General features: G+C 59.9%; 18 protein-coding genes. 4 read left to right on the top strand and 14 right to left on the bottom strand.

Annotation, left to right across the window (positions count from 1 at the left end):
- Positions 1-179 precede the first annotated feature (179 nt).
- Entirely contained in the window at positions 180-521 is a 342-nt protein-coding gene (locus tag P8X48_09405; protein MEJ2107531.1) for a hypothetical protein, read from the bottom strand.
- 14 nt (positions 522-535) lie between these two features.
- Positions 536-1714 carry an alanine--glyoxylate aminotransferase family protein gene (locus tag P8X48_09400; GenBank protein ID MEJ2107530.1) on the bottom strand — a complete coding sequence of 393 codons (1179 nt, stop codon included), beginning with the start codon at positions 1712-1714 and terminating at the stop codon, positions 536-538.
- 228 nt (positions 1715-1942) lie between these two features.
- Here P8X48_09400 and P8X48_09395 point away from each other — a divergent pair, with 228 nt between their 5' ends.
- Entirely contained in the window at positions 1943-2524 is a 582-nt protein-coding gene (locus P8X48_09395; protein MEJ2107529.1) for a carbonic anhydrase, read from the top strand.
- 141 nt (positions 2525-2665) lie between these two features.
- Here the strand turns inward: P8X48_09395 and P8X48_09390 are convergent, their stop codons facing one another.
- The 5 genes from P8X48_09390 to P8X48_09370 form a co-directional block, all read right to left on the bottom strand.
- Positions 2666-3589 carry a porin gene (locus P8X48_09390; GenBank protein ID MEJ2107528.1) on the bottom strand — a complete coding sequence of 308 codons (924 nt, stop codon included), beginning with the start codon at positions 3587-3589 and terminating at the stop codon, positions 2666-2668.
- A gap of 242 nt (positions 3590-3831) precedes the next feature.
- A complete protein-coding gene (gene glcF, locus P8X48_09385) occupies positions 3832-5043 on the bottom strand; it encodes a glycolate oxidase subunit GlcF (protein ID MEJ2107527.1) in 1212 nt (403 codons plus the stop codon).
- A gap of 3 nt (positions 5044-5046) precedes the next feature.
- Positions 5047-6111 carry a glycolate oxidase subunit GlcE gene (gene glcE / locus P8X48_09380; GenBank protein ID MEJ2107526.1) on the bottom strand — a complete coding sequence of 355 codons (1065 nt, stop codon included), beginning with the start codon at positions 6109-6111 and terminating at the stop codon, positions 5047-5049.
- A 14-nt stretch (positions 6112-6125) separates the two neighbouring features.
- Positions 6126-7622 (bottom strand): FAD-linked oxidase C-terminal domain-containing protein, encoded by a 1497-nt coding sequence (locus P8X48_09375; GenBank protein ID MEJ2107525.1) that lies wholly within the window; start codon positions 7620-7622, stop codon positions 6126-6128.
- A 108-nt stretch (positions 7623-7730) separates the two neighbouring features.
- A complete protein-coding gene (locus P8X48_09370) occupies positions 7731-8969 on the bottom strand; it encodes a GGDEF domain-containing protein (GenBank protein MEJ2107524.1) in 1239 nt (412 codons plus the stop codon).
- Between the two features lie 153 nt (positions 8970-9122).
- Here P8X48_09370 and P8X48_09365 point away from each other — a divergent pair, with 153 nt between their 5' ends.
- Positions 9123-9473, top strand: a complete 351-nt coding sequence (locus P8X48_09365; GenBank protein MEJ2107523.1) for a thioredoxin family protein — start codon at positions 9123-9125, stop codon at positions 9471-9473.
- Positions 9470-9862, top strand: coding sequence for a VOC family protein (locus P8X48_09360; GenBank protein MEJ2107522.1), 393 nt, complete (start codon positions 9470-9472; stop codon positions 9860-9862). The genes P8X48_09365 and P8X48_09360 overlap by 4 nt, the downstream gene beginning before the upstream one ends.
- A 24-nt stretch (positions 9863-9886) precedes the next feature.
- On the opposite strand, the gene P8X48_09355 is transcribed toward P8X48_09360, so the two are convergent.
- The 7 genes from P8X48_09355 to P8X48_09325 all read right to left on the bottom strand — a co-directional run bounded on the left by P8X48_09355 (position 9887) and on the right by P8X48_09325 (position 15109).
- On the bottom strand, positions 9887-10552 hold the full coding sequence (locus P8X48_09355) for an FKBP-type peptidyl-prolyl cis-trans isomerase (GenBank protein ID MEJ2107521.1): 666 nt from the start codon (positions 10550-10552) through the stop codon (positions 9887-9889).
- A gap of 93 nt (positions 10553-10645) precedes the next feature.
- A complete protein-coding gene (locus P8X48_09350) occupies positions 10646-12172 on the bottom strand; it encodes an AMP-binding protein (GenBank protein MEJ2107520.1) in 1527 nt (508 codons plus the stop codon).
- Positions 12173-12243: 71 nt separating this feature from the next.
- The gene (locus P8X48_09345; protein ID MEJ2107519.1) at positions 12244-12900 is read right to left on the bottom strand and encodes a thiopurine S-methyltransferase; all 657 of its coding nucleotides are present in this window, start codon (positions 12898-12900) and stop codon (positions 12244-12246) included.
- Positions 12901-12921: 21 nt separating this feature from the next.
- On the bottom strand, positions 12922-13506 hold the full coding sequence (locus tag P8X48_09340) for an NUDIX hydrolase (protein MEJ2107518.1): 585 nt from the start codon (positions 13504-13506) through the stop codon (positions 12922-12924).
- Positions 13507-13572: 66 nt separating this feature from the next.
- On the bottom strand, positions 13573-13989 hold the full coding sequence (locus P8X48_09335) for a hypothetical protein (protein MEJ2107517.1): 417 nt from the start codon (positions 13987-13989) through the stop codon (positions 13573-13575).
- A 205-nt stretch (positions 13990-14194) separates the two neighbouring features.
- On the bottom strand, positions 14195-14512 hold the full coding sequence (locus tag P8X48_09330; GenBank protein ID MEJ2107516.1) for a hypothetical protein: 318 nt from the start codon (positions 14510-14512) through the stop codon (positions 14195-14197).
- A 27-nt stretch (positions 14513-14539) separates the two neighbouring features.
- Positions 14540-15109, bottom strand: a complete 570-nt coding sequence (locus tag P8X48_09325) for a thioredoxin family protein (protein MEJ2107515.1) — start codon at positions 15107-15109, stop codon at positions 14540-14542.
- Positions 15110-15227: 118 nt separating this feature from the next.
- Here P8X48_09325 and P8X48_09320 point away from each other — a divergent pair, with 118 nt between their 5' ends.
- Complete coding sequence (locus P8X48_09320; GenBank protein MEJ2107514.1) at positions 15228-15713, top strand: peptidylprolyl isomerase; 486 nt, start codon at positions 15228-15230, stop codon at positions 15711-15713.
- Positions 15714-15764: the final 51 nt, after the last annotated feature.

The raw sequence follows: 15764 nt of genomic DNA, 5'->3' as shown, positions 1-15764 counted from the left end.
GCCTGAAACAGATCATCCGCGAACTGGAAGCCACCCAGGAGCCGGTGTGGAGTCCCATGATCCTGAACGGGAGCGGATTCGGGATCGTGACCAATCATTCCCTGGTCATGGCGAGCTACATCTCCCGCGCCAACGCCGCCCTCATTGACCTGCGCAATCTGCTGCAACAGGGCTAGGACCTAAAGCAGCATTGCCTCCTCGTCACCCAGACGCAACGCCTTGCGCACCACCTTCAGCGCCGTCTCGCAAAACGCATCCAGTTCTCCGAAATCGTCCGACTCGGCCATGGTGTCGCTCAATCCCTCCATGATCAGTCGCAGGCGATAGTCGAAGTCCCCGCGGCGGCGGCGCTCTGCGGTAACATACAACGACGGCTGGGCGTCGCCTTCCTTCACCGCGGCCAGGATGTAGCGATAGTTCGGTGGGTCCGGACTTTCGATCTCGCCCAACACGGTCGCCACGTATTCGCCGATTTGATAGCGACGCTGGGGAATCGCCGTCGTGATGCGCGGCCCGTCCATGTCTGAACCGGATGTCAGCCGGCGACGGCCTGCTGTGCCGCGGCAACCGAACCCGTTGCGATTGGCGCCTTCATATCCGTCAGCACGGATTCCAGGGCACCCAGGCAATACATGACATTCTTGGGATTGCTGGCATGACCCATCAGGCCGATGCGCCAGATCTTGCCCGCCAGGGTTCCGAGGCCCGCACCGATCTCCAGATTGAAGTCCTTGAGCAGGCGGCTGCGCACCTCGGCCTCATCCACACCCTCGGGAACGGTAACCGCATTGAGTTGCGGAAGACGATGCGGCTCATCGACCAGGAAGCTCAGCCCCATGGCCTCGATGCCGGCGCGCAGGGCCATGTGATTGCGGGCGTGTCGGTCCCAGGAATTTTCCAGCCCTTCTTCCTGCAGCATCACGAGCGCCTCGTGCAAACCATACAAGGCGTTGATCGGCGCCGTGTGATGATAGGCGCGCTTGCTCGCACCGCCCCAGTAACCCATCACCAGATTGAGATCGAGGAACCAGCTCTGCACCCTGTGTTTCCGTGCCTTGATCGTCTCCACCGCGCGCTCGCTGAAGCTGACGGGCGACAGGCCCGGCGTACAGGACAGGCACTTCTGGGTGCCCGAATAGACCGCATCGATACCCCATTGGTCCACCCGCACCGGCGTACCGCCGAGCGAGGTCACGGTATCGACGATGGTGAGACAATCGTATTTGCGCGCGATCTCGCACAGGGTCTCGGCATCCGACTGCACGCCAGTTGAGGTCTCCGCGTGCACGAAGGCAACGACCTTGGTATCGGGATTTGCCTTCAGCGCCTGTTCCAGTTTCTCCGGGTCCACCGGCTTTCCCCAGTCGTCCTCCACCAGGATGGCCGTCCCGCCGGCGCGCTCCACGTTTTCCTTCATACGACCACCGAAGACACCGTTCTGGCACACGACCACCTTGTCTCCGGGCTCCACAAGGTTTACGAAGCAGGTCTCCATGCCCGCGGAACCCGGTGCCGAGACCGGGATCGTGAGGGCATTTTCGGTCTGGAAGGCGTACTGCAACATCGCCTTCAATTCGTCCATCATGCCGACGAAGGCGGGATCCAGATGACCGATGGTTGGGCGGCCCATAGCCTCCAGCACACGCGGGTGGACGTCCGACGGTCCCGGGCCCATCAGGGTTCGCAGCGGCGGTATGAACGATCGCGTAGTCATGATTCGTATTCTTCTGGAATGGGAATGGCCCGTGAGTATACGTGGATGGAAACCGGCATCAATAGAACAGCCGAAAGCACCCACGGTTTTTATGAGTATTGGCCCGGTGAAAACCGCGTAACCATCAAAAACTTCTATCGCCCGGGCGCAGGCACGCTTCGCCACCGGCGTATAATAGGCAGCCTTTCCGGTTCTCCGACCCAACCCACGCAAAAGGAGGACAGCGCCATGAGCAAGACCCTCGATGAAGTACTCGCAGCCAACAAGGCCTATGCCAAGGACTTCGGCGACAAGAAGAATCTACCCATGCCGCCTGGACGGCATTTCGCCATTCTCACCTGCATGGATGCGCGCCTGCTTCCGGACAAGTTCGCCGGCCTCGCCGAAGGTGACGCACACGTAATCCGGAATGCTGGCGGACGGGCCAGCGACGACGCCATCCGTTCGCTGGTGATCTCGCACAAACTGCTCGGAACCCGCGAGTGGTTCGTGATTCACCATACCGACTGCGGAATGGAAACCTTCACGGACGAGATCATGCGCGATCTCCTGGCCGGCAGCCTGGATACGGCAACCGTGGACGCCAGCGGCTGGCACAATACCGGCAAGGGACCCGGCTCCCACGAGGGCCAGTACATCGACTGGCTGACGATCCGCGACCAGCATCAAAGCGTGACCGAGGATGTCGAGCGGATTCGCCACCACCCACTGGTCCCGAAGGATGTAGCAATCTACGGATACATCTTTGACGTGAAATCGGGCTCCCTGATCGAGGTTCCCAACGCCAGCGCCGTCGGCAAGGCGGCCTGACCCGGTCACGGTGGTACCCGTTGCCGTTGGACGCGGCGACGGGTATGCGAAAAAAAGCGGGCGCCGAATGGCGCCCGACACACAGAACCCGTCACAGGAGGAACTCCCGGCGTTGCCGCCGGGGCGGTATTACTTGGGTTCCTAGAAACTCTGCACCAGACCGAAGGAAATGGCGGAACCACCCGCGGTCACCGGCGCCTTCGCAACCAGGTCTCCGGAAGCGTAGTAGGCATAGACCTTGGTCTTCTTGCCCAGCTTGTCGGAGATACCGACTGCGGTCAGGGCATCGGATGCGCCGTCGCGCTGGCCATAGGCGAGCGACAGTTTCACCGCATCGCTCAGCTTGAAGTTGGCACTGGCGTAGGCGTTGCTGGCGCTGGCCTCGGACGCACCAACCACGCTCACGTCGCCGGCACCGAAATTGTAGCGCACGCGGATCGCACTGAAGGAGTCCGTGCTGGCACCATTGGCCTTGCTCTCGTAACCCAGACCGGCGTCGACCGGACCGAATTTCATATCCACGCTGGCGCCCGAGGTGGCGTTGCCGGCGGCGTCAGCGTTCGGCCCATAGGCCAGATTCACACCGAAATCGCCGAACTTGTTCATGTACATCACCACGTTCTTCTGGCGCGTATCACCAGCGATCACGTTGTTGTAGTCGGCGTAAGTATCGCCAAAGGGATCGGACTTGCTGATGGACATCTTGTAGGGCATGTCGTGGATACCCATCAGAACGGTACCGAAGCTGCCCTTCAGGCCCGCGAAATTGTTGCGCGCGCCAAAGGGGCTGCTGCCCGCCTTGACACCGTCGCCCATGTCGACTTCGAACTCCAGGTGGGCAATACCGGTCAGGCCGTCACCCAGATCTTCCGACGCCTTCACGCCAACACGGGAGGCGTGCGATGCGACATACAGGCCGTCACCGCTGGCCGCGGTTGCATTGGTCAGAGTGGCGAGGTCGAGGTGAGCCTTGCCGAATACAGTAACGTCGGCCTGGGCACTGCCCGCGAAACCGGCCGCGGCAACCGCTGCAGCGATTGCGGTCATCTTGAATGTCTTGCGCATGGTGCATCTCTCCCAATAGAGTTATTGCCGTTGAGAGTCTGCAGACTGTGTATTCCGAGCAAACGACGGCGAGATTACGCTTTTGTTATATTTTCGGGTTTGGCCCCGCGGGAGAGGCTGAGATGCAAGTACTTTCTCGCGCACACGTTGAGGAAGAAGGCCCAATCGCCTGATTCGACTCGGCCGGGGTTCATGAACAACGGTTGACAGCAACCGGTAGAAAGAGATGGACGCGACTGCGGTCAGGACAACAACAGATCGATCCAGTGACGAACCGGGAGCTCCGTCCCCGACTGCAGGTGGGTCTGGCAACCGATATTGGCGGTGACGATCAACTCCGGCTGCTCGCGTTCCAGATTTTCAAGCTTCTCCCTACGAAGGGTTTGCGCGATGCGTGGATGAAGGAGCGAGTAGGCACCCGCGGACCCGCAACACAGATGGGCATCGCTCACCGGCACCAGCTCATGGCCCAGCCGCAGAAGAATGTCTTCAACCAATCCGTGAACCTGTTGCCCATGCTGCAGCGTGCACGGCGGATGAAACGCGATGCGCCGCGGATTCGACGGCGGCTCCAGTACGGACAGGTCCTCTCGCGCCAGCACCTCGGCAAGATCCCGGGTCTGTCCGGAAACGGCCTGAGCCTTTTCCCTGTAGTCCGGGTCGCCGTCCAGCAGCCTGCCATACTCCTTCACGTGGAGACCGCAACCGCTCGCGGTCATGACGATGGCTTCCGCACCCTGCTCCAGCATCGGCCACCAGGCATCGATGTTGCGACGCGCAAAGGCGCGCGCCTCCTCTTCTGCCGCAAAGTGATGGCTGAGAGATCCACAGCACCCGGCGTCCGGGGCCTCGATCAGTCGAATGCCCAAGGCATCGAGCACCTGTGCGGCATTGGCGTTGGTCGTCGGATCGACAACCGCCTGAACACAACCCGCCAACGCGATCATGACGCGACCCGATCCCGTTGCCGAGCGACGCGCGCCGACCCGACGCCACGCCGGAATGGCGCGCCGCCACCGTCCGCGCAGGAACGGCCGTAACGTCTGCCCCGCGCGAAGAAACGGGGCGAAGCGCCGCGGATACGGAAAGACTGCACGCATCAGCCAGTGAACAAGAGAGGATGCCACCGTTCGCCGCATTTTCCGCGCGACGAATTCACGGCCGATATCCATCAGCTCTCCATAGCGCACGCCGGAAGGACAGGTGGTCTCGCAGTTTCGGCAATTGAGGCAACGATCGAGGTGGCGCTGCGTCGCACGACCCACGGGTTCGCCCTCGAGCATCTGCTTGATCTGATAGATACGCCCGCGCGGCCCGTCCAGTTCATCGCCGAACAGCCGGAAGGTAGGACAGGTCGCATTGCAGAAACCGCAATGGACGCAGGTTCGCAGAATCGAATCCGCGCGGCGACCAAGGTCCGAGGCAAGCAGGGTTTCTGGCAGTTTCGTCTGCATGCCCTACCAATCCGCAACCATGCGACCGGGATTGAAGATTCCCAGCGGGTCAAACTTGCGTTTGAGGCGCGCATGCACTCCGGCAAGGGCCGGAGGGAGGGACTGAAACACTTCACCACTTCGTTCTCCACCGCGGAAACATGTGGCGTGCCCACCCGCAGCACGTGCCGCCTGCCGGATGGTCGGTGCCGGCGCACGCGATTTCAGCCAGCGCTGCCCGCCACACCAGTCGATCAGCCAGCGGCCAGGAAGCACTCCGCGGTTCGGACTGGACGGTGCCACGGCGAGACGCCAAAGCGGTTCGTCGCCATGGAAGAAATGGTGCTCCTGTTCGCGCAGCGAGTGCCAGAAATGTTCACTGTTGCGAATCTCTTCGCCGCCGATACGCGTATGGGCGGCGCGAACCCCGGTCTCGGTTCCGGAAAGACGCACATACAGGCGCGCTCCGTCATGGCAGCTTGCGGAAAGGGGAAGGGCCTGTCCGGACCAACAATTCATTTGCGCAATCGCAGCGTCTGCGTCCATATCGAGTGCCAGGGTCATTTCCGCCGCCGGGCGTGGAAGAACCTTGAGCGAAATCTCGAGCAACACCCCCAGGGTACCCAGGGCCCCAGTCATCAATCTGGCGACATCATACCCGGCGACGTTTTTCATCACTTCGCCACCGAATTGAAGTATCTCCCCCTCACCGTTGATGATGGATACCCCCAGAACGAAGTCCCGGGCGGCACCGGCATACATGCGGCGGGGCCCGGAGAACCCGCAGGCGATGGTTCCACCCAGAGTCGCGGTATCGCCGAAGTGCGGCGGCTCGAAACCGAGCATCTGCCCATGTTCGGCAAGGACCGTCTCGATTTCTTCCAGTGGCGTACCGGCGCGCGCTGTAAGGACCAGTTCCGTCGGTTCATAGCGAACCACACCGCGATGGCCGCCGATGGAAAAACTCTCTCCGGTAGGTACCCGCCCGTAGAAACGTTTACTGTCGCCACCAGCGATCAGCAGGGAGATGCGCCGCCCGATGGCATCCTGCACGCGTTGCTGCAAATCAATCTCGATGTCATGGTCCATATATACAGGAATGCCTAAAAGCGTTCGATGTCGGGAAACGGCAGCTTGCCGCCGTGCACATGCATCGCACCGAACTCGGCGCAGCGATGAAGCGTTGGAACCGCCTTACCCGGATTTAGCAGGCCCGCAGGATCGAAGGCGGCCTTGATTGCGTGAAACTGCTGGAGTTCATGGGCGGTGAACTGCACGCACATCTGATTGATCTTCTCCACGCCGACCCCGTGCTCGCCCGTGATCGTGCCACCCACCTCCACGCACAGCTCAAGAATGCGCCCGCCAAACTCCTCGGTTCGTTCGAGTTCGCCCGGGTGATTGGCATCGTAGAGGATCAGCGGGTGCAGGTTGCCGTCACCGGCATGAAAAACATTCGCCACCCGCAGGCCGTATTCTTTCGACAGATCTCCGATGCGTTCCAGAACTTCCGGCAGACGACGACGGGGGATGGTGCCATCCATACAGTAGTAGTCTGGCGACAGGCGGCCGACGGCCGGAAAGGCTGCCTTGCGACCCAGCCAGAACCGTTGCCTTTCCGCCTCATCTGCCGCAGTTCGTACTTCCGTCGCGCCGCATTCCTGCAACAGTCGCCGTACCTGCATGACCTGCTCGGACACCTCCTCGTTCGCCCCATCCAGCTCACAAAGGAGAATGGCCTCGGCATCGGTCGGATATCCGGCATGGACGAAATCCTCCGCCGCGCTTATGGCGGGGCGGTCCATCATCTCCAGGCCGGCAGGAATAATTCCGGCAGCGATCACCGCACCTACGGCGGATGCCGCCTTGCGCACATCATCGAATGCCGCAAGAAGCACCTGTGCCCGTTCCGGGACCGGCAGCAGTTTTACTGTCACCTCGACAATCACACCAAGCATGCCCTCTGATCCGGTCAACAGGGCAAGCAGATCGAAGCCGGAGGAATCAGGACCATCTCCTCCTACGGTCAGGCGTTCTCCGTCCATGGTAACGAGTTCAAGTTTCTGGATATTGTGAACGGTAAGCCCATATTTCAGACAATGAATCCCGCCCGCGTTTTCGGCAACGTTTCCACCAATGGAACAGGCAATCTGGGAGGACGGATCCGGCGCATAGTACAGGCCATACGCCCGTGCCGCGTCGGATATCGCCAGGTTGCGTACCCCGGGTTGCACAGTCGCTGTCCGGTCCGATGAATTGATGCGCAGGATCCGGTTGAAGCGGGCAAGGCTCAGCAACACCGCGTCGCCGCGTGGCAAGGCGCCACCCGACAGACCGGTGCCGGCCCCACGCGCGATCACGGGAACGCCATGGCGGCTGCACAGTCGCAGGATGCGCTGGACCTGCTCCACCGAATCCGGCAACACAACCACCATGGGCAGACCACGATAGGCAGACAGGCCATCGCACTCGTAGGGGCGCCGCTCTTCTTCCGTGGATAGTACCGATGACCCGGGCAGGATTCGCCGTAACGCACGGATCAGTTCCGTACGACCGGCCGGGTCAGGCGCAGGGGTTCTTTCATCCAGTGGAGTGCTCATGCTGCGCAGGCACGCATCAGGTCAATTTCCATAATTGGCTCAGGGTCAAATACCGCGGGCGTGCCCTAGCTTATCATTGTCCCAGAACGGGTCCCACGGCAGCCATCGTCACACGATGTGGGGCTCCACGCGGTTGCGGCCTCCCCGCTTGGCGCGATAGAGCTGTCTGTCCGCGAGCTTGATGACCTCCTCCGGAGTATTCGTGCTGGATTCCGGCTGGGCAACACCGATGCTGATGGTCAGAGGAACCCGAATTGAAGAGCTGGATGTAGTTTTGACCTTGGGTTTTTTCTCGGGGCGCGACTTGCCCCGGATCGCAAACGTTTGGGAAGCGATTCGATCACGAACTGCCTCTACTACGGGCAGGACATCCTCCATGGACTTGCGCGGAAACAACAGCGTGAACTCTTCACCGCCGTAGCGGTAGGCACGCCCGCCTCCACCCGTTCGCTCCAGATGGGCAGCCACATAACGCAAGGCCTGGTCTCCGACTTCATGGCCATAGCGGTCGTTGAACTTCTTGAAGTGGTCAATATCCACCATGGCAATGGTGTAGCGCCTGCCCAGGCGCATCAGTTGTTCATCCAGAGCCCGGCGCGCGCGCAGGCCGGTCAGCTCGTCGATGTAGACACGGGCATAGGAATCCTGAAGCAGGACAAGCTGAAGCGCTACAATGGCCGCACCGAAGAACACCGCAAGGTTTTCCCCACTGCCCGCGTAGGGAAGTGCCGCGATGGATACCACCATGGCTGCCAACAGCCCGCTGTCCAGCGTGGAGCGCCAGATCGCGAGCCGCAATACAAACACGCAAGCAGCTCCAATCGCGACAATCTGGGAGATCCGCGGGAGATCCCAGCCCCGGACTCCGCGCATGGCCGCAGCCCGGCTAAGCAATGGTTCCAGTCCGCCGGCCCAGTGACCCCGCCCAAACTCGAATACGAAGATTGCCTGGGCAATCAGAAACAGTGCTACAACGGCGCCACCCAGGGTCAGTACACCCCGCTCCCGCAGGAAGGAAATGCCAACATAGTTCAGCGGCAACAGAATTGCCAAGAGGATACTCACGGCATGAATGGTTTCGGCTGAAACACTTCGCCAGTTTCCTCCCATCAGGACAGACACCTGAAAACCAAGGAGCGCAAGCAGTATGGCGAATACGACCCGATTGCGGTTGAAGCGCCAGCCAAGGACCAGACCGACGACTGCAACCGTATATATCAGGTACCTTGGGCGTAGGCCTGTCTGCGCAAAGATCCTCACGATCTCTTCGCGAAACAGAATGGCCCCGACCGGAACCAGCACCGGAACCCACAACAGTTCCGCGAACTTGCCTAACGTTTTTATCACTCGTCCGGCCGAATGGTATGGATCGGATTCACGCTGCGGGATGACCCGGAAGCATGTCCGCTAAGACTAGGCGAGAATGAAGGGTTTTTCCATGCACGCCCGGTTTCCTTCCGATGTTACTATTTCCCTCGTCATGTCCGATACCTGAAAATTGTGACAGAACCTGAACTCACACTCCTCGACCAGTTTGATTTTCATCACCGGATCTCCGACACCCGCGGGACCGCGTTGGTAATTTTTACCGGACCGGCATGCGGAAGTTGCATTGCATGGAAACGGCTGCTGCACGACTACGCGACTCGGGCATCTGGCACCCGGGTTTTCGAGGTCGATGCCGAAAGGGACCTCGCCCTTGCACGCGAGTTCGACGTGTTTCATCTGCCAACCATATTCCTGTTTCGCGATGGCGAGTTTCACGGAGAGCTTCAGTGCGAAGCTGGCCTGGCAGCCGTGCAATCGGCGATCCGAAGTCTGTTGAATCAGGAACCACAGGAACTGCCTTGAGCACTGGTCAAACACCCGAGTATCTGGGCATTGCCCATGCCAGCGTGCTGGTACGGGATACCGCAACCGCGCTGGCTTTCTATCGCGATATCCTCGGGATGCGGCTCGACCCGGCGAGACTGGATCTGGGATTTCCGGGTGCATGGCTGAATATTGGAATGCAGCAAATCCATCTTCTCGAGCTCCCCAATCCGGACCCCACGGACGGTCGCCCTTCCCACGGCGGAAGAGACCGGCACGTCGCCATCAACGTGCCCGATCTTGATGTCCTTTCCGCCCGCCTCGAATCGGCATCGATAGATTTCACCAGAAGCCGCTCGGGTCGGCGCGCCATCTTCTGTCATGATCCCGATGGCAACGCGCTCGAGTTTATCGAGGTCACTGCCTGAGACGTGTGGGCGAGGCTTCCTTGCCTACTCGACCTTCAACAGTTCGATCTGGAATACCAGGGTCGACTGGGGCGGGATTACCGGAGGATGTCCAACAGCCCCATAGGCCAGTTCCGGCGGAATCACCACTTCCCACTTGGCGCCGGTCCTCATCATGGGAAGAATTTCCTGCCAACCCTTGATGACACCATTGAGCGGGAAGGTGGCGGGCTTGCCCCGGTCGTAGGAGCTGTCGAACTTCTTGCCGTTTGTCAGCGTGCCAGAGTAATTGACCGTGACAGTATCGGTCGGCTTGGGCTTCTTTCCCTTGCCGCTTCTGATTACCCGATAGAGCATTCCATTGGGAAGCGATTTCACTCCCTTCTGCTTGAGGTAGTTTTCCCGGAAGGCCTTCGCGGACTCGGTACTGGCGGCGGCCATCTTGTCCATCCGCTCCTTCTGGAGCTGGCGAACCGCATCACTCATCTCTTCCTTCGACATGCGCGACTTCTTGCCAGTCAGACCATCGCGCATTCCCTCGAGAAAGACGTCGGTATCGACATCCAGTCCCCGCTGCTTGAGGTTGGTGGCAACCTCGTATCCGAAGGTGTAACTAGTCTTCTTTTTCGTGGTATCGAGTTTCGATCCGCAGCCGACGAGAAGCATGCCGACCACGCCCGTCACGACTATCCACGATATTCTTGTTCGCATTGATTCGACTCCTGATTGCGGTCTGGTTCCGGACGGCATTGCATCACGTGCAGCGATCGTCCGCAAGGCGCCGCTGTATCCTGCATGCCTTGATCAGGCCTGCCGTTCGTTGAGTCGCTTCTGAACCAGTACCGTGGTGCTTCGAAAATCGATTTTTCCGCTGCCCATCTTCGGCAATTCATCGATGACAACGAATTGTCGCGGCAAGGCAATGGAGGGCAACCGCTTGCCGAGGCGATCCAGAATTTCCTTCCGCTTGATTGGCTGGGTGACAGCCGCGGCAATGTTTGCTCCCTTTCTCGCGTCGGGGATCTCGACTACACAACATTCCACACCCTTGGGCAGGACGGCTTCCAGCTCACTTTCCACGTGAACGAGGGATACCATTTCGCCACCAATCTTGACGAAGCGCTTAAGGCGTCCGCGGTGCCAGAGGAACCCTTGCGGGTCCACGCGCCCCATGTCCCCGGTTTCGTACCAGCCGTTTTCTATATGAAGGGCGGTTTCCTCGATGTCATCGAAGTAGCCTTTCATGACCAGATCACCTTTCACCAGGATCTTGCCCTCCTCCCCGGGCAGCACATCCTCCCCACTATCGATATCGACGATCCGAAGCTGCACGCCGGACAAGGGAAGACCAACGCTCCCGGGACGATTCCTGTCCGGCCGGTTGACCGAGATGACCGGACTGGTCTCCGTTGCACCGTATCCTTCGAGGATGTGGATGCCGTGAGCCTCATGCCACGCTTCGCGCAAGGAGTCCGGGGTCTTGTCCGCGCCAGCGATCACGAGACGCAGGGAGGAAAAATCTCCCGGTATGGACTGCTTGAGATACCCGGAGAGGAAGTACGGCGTGCCGATCACTACCGATGGCTTGTGCTTGCGAATCAGGTCGGCCACGGTCTTGAATTCCAGCGGGTTTCCATAGGTCACCATGGTCAGGCCCAGTTCCAACGGCAACCAGAGGTTGGTCATCTGACCCAGCACATGGAACAGCGGCAAGACGCACAGGAAGACATCGTCGTTTCGCACCTCGATGGCTTCGCAGGCCGCCCGGGCGTTGCTTCCGATATTGCGATGGCTCAACTCGACCCCCTTGGGCGCCTTCTCGCTGCCACTCGTAAAAAGGATCACCAGCGTATCGTCCTCGGAACCCCGATATACAGTTCGTTTCAGGATCGGTGTCGGAAGGAACGCCCGCATTGCCGCCCGCACCGTTTCGCCGCGACCGATGTCTGTCATCAGGTCCTCCAGGATCAACATGTCCTTTGATTCGGGGCAGCCGATCCGCTCCAGCAGCTTGCGCGAGGTAATCAGCAGGCGAAATCCGCAACGCCGGCGCGCATAGTCCATGTTTTCGCTCGCTCCGGTGGAGTAGTTGATCATCACGGGAACCTTCCCGGCCATCAACGTGGCCAGGATGGCAATCGCAGCGCCCGCCGACGTGGGGACCATGATCCCCACGTACCCGTCGCTCTCGCGTCGGAAGCGACGTGACAGGATCAACGCGGCAATGAGGACACGACCGTAGGTCAATTCGCGTCCGGTGTTGCAGTCCACAAACGCGAGCTTGTTCCAGTTCCGCTTTGCCACGGAAATGAACTTCTGATGCAAAGGCATGGATCTCCTCCCATCGGCAGGTCGGTCAGCGGTAGACCGCCCACCTGTCTTGTCTTTCGGGTTCGACTGGCCTAGCGACGCTGGAATCGGTAGACACGCTCCCGGAGTTCCGACAGCCCACGTTCGCGGAAGCGGGGGCTCGCGCCCAGAACATCCTCGTCAGCCAACAACTCCAGGTCGAACTCGCCGGCATACAGGGCATGGATCTCTGCATCGCTGACCGCGAAGGGCGGGCCCTGCATGGTATCGGCCGGATAGTCCATTGTGATCAGTACGCCGGGTGTTCCCGGAGGCAAAATCTTCGCAAGTTGGGCCACATATTCCTTGCGCATGAGCGGGGGCAAGGCAATCAGGGATGCGCGGTCGTACACAGCTGCCACGTCCCGCACATCATCGGCTACAAGATCAAAATAATCGCCGCACAGAATCGTTACACCATCCCCGTGCATGCGCTCGAAGTCTCGAAGCCGGTCGACTTCCGCAACGCGTTCGGTCTCGGCAAAGAATGCCTGTACGGCGATTGGACTCAACTCCACCCCCAGTACCCGGTATCCCTGGCGGACCAGCCAGTCCAGATCGCGGCTCTTGCCGCACAAGGGCACGAACACCAGCGCGTTCGGCTCCAGTTCAAGCTGCGGGAGGAAGTTTCGGAGATGCAGATTCACCTCGTCCTGATGAAACCCGATCTGATTTTGCTGCCAGCGATCGTGCCAGAATTGCGCTTCCATGTTCTCTTCGCCTCGTTGCTCTCAAAGGAGCTTGTCCTGGAGAAACCTCGAATCCCACTGGCCGCGTTCGCGATCGATGGGAACGATATCGCCAACATGAACGCGAAAGTTGCCACGTTCGCGGTCCCGAAAGTAACGGCGAAGGGTTTCCGTGACGACCGGAAAGGCCAACTCCTCCCAGGGGATTTCCTCCTGCAGGAACAATCCGGCTTCGAGGCTTTCGGCCCCTGGCGCGTATTCCGCGTTGGGTAGCTCGCCGCGGAACATTATATAGACCTGGTTGATGTGTGGCAGGTTGATCATCGCGAACAAGTCAACGATCGCCACCTTCGCCCCCGCTTCCTCCTCGGTCTCCCTCGCCGCCGCATCGGCGGTCGTTTCATCGTTTTCCATGTAGCCAGCGGGAAGAGTCCATTGCCCGTAGCGGGGTTCGATCGCCCGCCGGCAGAGCAGAATGCGGTCTTCCCAGGTGGCAACGCACCCACTGACGATCTTCGGATTTTCGTAGTGAATCGTTTCGCACGCGGGGCAGACGGCACGTTCCAGATTGTCGCCGACAGGAATGCGCCGGACCAGCGGGCCGCCACATTGAGTGCAGTATTTCATGGGTTTTCCGGGGTGACGTACTCGCCCCTACGCTACCCGCAAACAGGGCCAGCGGCAAGGCGCCGCCTAGCGATCAAACTCGGTTCCGATTCCCTGCATGAGTTCGAAGTGACGCAGAAATGGAATGGAGAGATGTACCTTGGAAACCATCTTTCGGTAGTCACCGGCGACAAACTTCAGTTCCCCCGTTACCACGGCCGCGCCCAGGCGCTGCAATCCGAATCCGTTCTTGATCCATTTTTCCCAGCTGGCCAGATCGGCACGTAGATCCCAGTTCAACGGTTCCCCATTCCACAGACCGGTCTCCACAACCTGCCCGCCGGATACCTCCAGATAGGCCCGCGGGGCCTCTTCATCCTTGTAGCCGTAGCCGACCAGCGCATTGAAATCGACTCCGCGCAGGTGTTTCAGCATTTTTTCGTCCGTGTTCCACAGCTGGCCCAATTGCGCGATCCAGTTCTCCGAAAACAGCTCTGTCGTCACCCGTCGATCTCCCGAAAATCCGATAGTTATCGTTATGTGTTCAGTCTTCCAACTCCCCATCGCCTGGTTCGATGGGTGAGAAAAGTATAGTCAAGAATCCCCTGCTGCCAATGGCGCGCAGGGGTCACCTGGCTTGAATCATATTTAGGAACGATTGACCCGACCGGACGACGCGCACGGGCAAAAAAAGCCGGGCAGTGCCTGCCTACGCCTCGTCTTCATCGACGTGGGCGACCCAACCCAGGGAGCGGGCCCGCTCGACCGCCACATCGTGGATTCTCTGGTGTCGTGCGCGCAGATCCTCCGGCAGACGGCTGGCCAGGTGGCCATAGGGCGCCCAGGCATCGGAAACCGCGTCGTACACTTCCTGAATCCGGTCGTGAGTCCAGCCGGCACAGTCCTCACTCTCCGGAAGGATTCCAAAAACCCAGGCATCGCGGATGATGGTTCCGATCGGCGTCATCCCTCCGTAGCTGTCGTCGTGGATACCCACATAGGTCATGCTATCTCGCTTGTTGCTCATGCCAATAAAGCCTGCAGATTGGCGCGGCTAGACCGGTTCATTGCCCGGCTTCCATTTTATATTGCATCCAATACTCGGAACCTGCATCCCTGACGGCGTCTGTCCGGCAAGGACTGCATCCACCGCCGCGCGCAGATCCTCACCGGTGACCGGAACATCGTTCCTAGGCCGGGACCCGTCGAACTGTCCCCGATAGACGAGCTTCCGCTCGCGGTCGAAAAGGAAGAAATCCGGCGTACAGGCAGCACCGTAGGCACAGGCCACATCCTGTGTTTCATCAAAGAGGTAGGGAAAAACATACCCCCGTCGCGCAACCTCCTCACGCATGGATTCGGGACTGTCATCCGGATAGTTTTCGGCGTCATTGCTGTTGATGCCCACCACGGCGAGACCTAGATCCCGGTACTCGCGAGCGAAAGCAGCCAGGCCGGCGGCGATGTGTTTCACATATGGACAGTGATTGCACAGAAACACCACGAGCAGCGCGGGAGAATCGGCAAAATCATCCAGCGACACGTCGTTCCCATCGGTATCCGGCAGACGAAACGGCGGTGCCGGTTTTCCGAGTTCCTGCATTGTGGATGGGGTCAATACCATGATTCTTCCTCCGCGGGACCTGCGATTATCGGCGTGCGGCACTCCCAAATCAATGCGCGGTTGGCCCGACGCGACCGAACGCGTAAACTGCAAATGTTCACAACCTTCCCGGGATTTCATCATGCAAGTGGCCAAGAACAAGGTCGTCACGATCGATTACACATTGAAAGACGATCAGGGCAATGTCCTCGACACCTCCGCCGGCTCTGACCCCCTCGCGTATATACAAGGTATGCGCAATATCATCGTGGGCCTGGAGAACGCCCTGGAGGGAAAATCCACCGGCGACAAGGTCAATGTCGTTGTGCCCCCGGAGGAAGGTTACGGTGAGGTTAACGAACAGCTGCGCGGTGAGGTGGATCGAAGCGCCTTTGAAGGGGCGGATGACATAAAAGTCGGTATGCGTTTCCACGCGCAGACCCAGCACGGCACGGAAATCATCACCGTCATTGCCGTGGACGGGGATAAGGTCACGATTGACGCCAACCATCCCCTGGCCGGCCAGAGCCTGCACTTCGATGTCGAAGTCGTCGATGTGCGAGACGCGACTGAAGACGAAATCAGTCACGGTCATGTCCACGGTCCCGGCGGACACGAACACTAGGATCGCTGAGACGCAAAAAGGCCGCCCATGGGCGGCCTTTTTGCGAGCAGG

This window comes from Acidiferrobacteraceae bacterium (assembly GCA_037388825.1).
Lineage (GTDB): Bacteria > Pseudomonadota > Gammaproteobacteria > Acidiferrobacterales > JAJDNE01 > JARRJV01.
The sequence above is the reverse complement of the archived record's forward strand: the minus strand, read 5'-3'. Positions and strand labels throughout refer to the sequence as shown.